This is a genomic window from Sphingobacterium cavernae, assembly GCF_008520265.1.
GTDB lineage: Bacteria > Bacteroidota > Bacteroidia > Sphingobacteriales > Sphingobacteriaceae > Sphingobacterium > Sphingobacterium cavernae.
This window is the reverse complement of record NZ_VIQM01000104.1, coordinates 1-2,496: the sequence shown is the minus strand read 5'-3', so window position 1 is coordinate 2,496 and position 2,496 is coordinate 1. Positions and strand designations below refer to the sequence as shown.

General features: G+C 33.9%; 1 pseudogene. It reads right to left on the bottom strand.

Annotated elements, in window-relative coordinates:
* Positions 1 to 431 precede the first annotated feature (431 nt).
* A pseudogene (locus FLS47_RS16910) lies at positions 432 to 1,742 on the bottom strand (IS1634 family transposase); the annotation flags it as partial.
* Positions 1,743 to 2,496: the final 754 nt, after the last annotated feature.

The window sequence follows — 2,496 nt, the reverse complement described above, 5'->3', positions numbered from 1 at the left end:
TCCGAACAGAGAAGTTAAGCCCGCCCGAGCCGATGGTATTGCCGTAACAGGTGGGAGAGTAGGTCGGTGCCTTTTTTTATACAACAGCCTTAGTACATTATGTACTAAGGCTGTTTTGCTTTTAAAGAAGTTTTAATGGAAATTTAATCTGCAATGTATGATTGAATATAAATTATTTACTTTGATTTATCTCATCTTGCTAAGAAAAAACGATTTCTAAATCACAAATATAATCTTTATTTCATTATTCATTTTTTAACATTCATAATCGTTATATGCTTTTAGTATTCTATACCTAGAATACTAAAAGTCTTTTGAGTAAATTTTTATAATTTTCATGAGATAATTTCAATGCAATTCTATGGTTTGATATTAGCCCAAAACATAATTGCTCAGAATTACTGTACCTATATACTCCTGACTTGTCCCTTTTAGTGCGGCAGATTTAACTTCCGTATTAAATCCTCCATTATAGGCATCATTTTGGCTCTTATTCTCATTTCCTTGTTGGTGATTTGACTAAACATTCTAGCGTCGGTCACTTTTTTGAGTTCAGTTACAAACTTTGTAATAGAAACATTGGTGGTTAATTCAATGTGCTTTGAAATGACTAATGCCATAAAACAGATTAGTAAATGTAATTTTATTGGCTCTTCCTTGAAATGAAAAATGGGTCTTGTTTTGAGGTCATTTTTAGAGATTCTGAAGGCTTGCTCAATTTTATATAAATCGTGGTATCTACTAATTACGGTCTCATTATCTACAATAGACTCCTCTAGGTCTGTGTAATAGCCTTTAATTCCAAGAAGAACCTTTGTTCGATTGATCAATTCATTATTCAAAGCAGGTTCTTTGTTATCGGTTTTCAAAAATTTTACTTTCTTGATTTTACCAGGCTCTTTCAGTAAGATTTCTGCACACTGTATTTGCTTTTCCATTTCATACTTATCCTTTCGATATCTTGTATTTGAGAAACTGCAAATCAAATATCCCTTTTCTGTCTGTAGTCGAATAGTGTTTCCATCCTCTCGGACTAAACTACTATGAATCCGTTGGAAGAGCTCATTCCCAATATTGCCCAATCGGGCACCAACAATGTAGTTAATACCTGCCTTTCTAAGCTCTTCCACATTATCATTACTGATCATAGCAGCGTCCGCTACTATTGTAAACTGTTTAATACTGTGCTTTTGGATGAAAGCCTTAACCACGGGAAGGATGGTATGCCCCTCAAAGGTATTTCCTGGAAATACCTCATAACCTACAGGAAAGCCTTCTGGAGTAACCATTAAGGCCACTAAAATTTGTGGCTGTAGGGATTTATTATCTTTTGAAAACCCTTGCTTTCGAAATTCATCAGCATCAAATGTCTCAAAATACAATGTAGTTACATCGTAAAACAATAGTTCAAAATTGAAATCATAATTCTCCTTGAGAAATTTAATTACGATTTGTTCGACCTCTTCCTTTAAGCTTAACCAATTTCGGGCTGATTTGTAGAAAGATTTCCGGTTATGTTTGATACCAAAACAGGTTTCAAGTAATTCTATAGAACGTAATTTTGAGGAAGGATCCAGTATGCGCATAATGACCAGATCTAAAAGAAATTATTTATTTATCCCCGATAATCCTACTTTTTTAATAATTGCTGAGAGAATCTCGTACAAATAGGTATAGTAGACTCCTAAGAAATCGGCTTTATCAAGGTAAAGTAGGCCAATGAAATCGGATTCTATTTGGAAGTCAATGTCATCAGCATGCATACGGTACTCAGGGTGTCCAGCTTCTATAGGGCTATTTCCTTCAAATATATATTTTCTTACTTGTAGGTTAGCATGGCAAAGCGGGAAGTTTGCATGTGCAAAATCGTAGGCCAAATCTTTTAATGTTGTTTGCTTAGCATTTTTTTCGAAGGTTTGCATAGAAGATAATTGACCATATATATCATCTTCTAATAATGATTTTTGGATTAGTTTAGGCTCGCAAGGAATAGGATCGTCAAACGTTTTTCCGACAGCTTTAAATTCCATCTCTCTTCCATACATTACACCGACCATTTTACTCGCCCCTGCACCTTTCACTTTGTCCTCAAGTACTTCTTGCGAGAGTGTGCTGTATTTATTGTTTGAAATACAGGATGATACCAAGAGTAATAAAGGGAATAAATAGGTTTTTTTAATAATAACAATTGTTTACTAGGTAGTATTATTAATAAAAATAAAGAACAGACACACAATTAATAAATTAATAACAAAAACAAATTTATCCTTCAATCTTCCAGTGAGTTAACTCAAATTAGAAAATTAATTCACGCTAAAGCTTTGAAGTGATGTATAAATGTTCCTATCTTTGCACCACTCCGCAAGGGAGGAGCGGTTCTTCGGAACATGAAATACGGGGGTTAGAGACTGTTTAAACTGAGAAATCGGGAAAAACAAAACGAAAAAAAATCTTCAAATAAAATTTGCGGATTAAAATAAAGTTTCTACCTTTGCA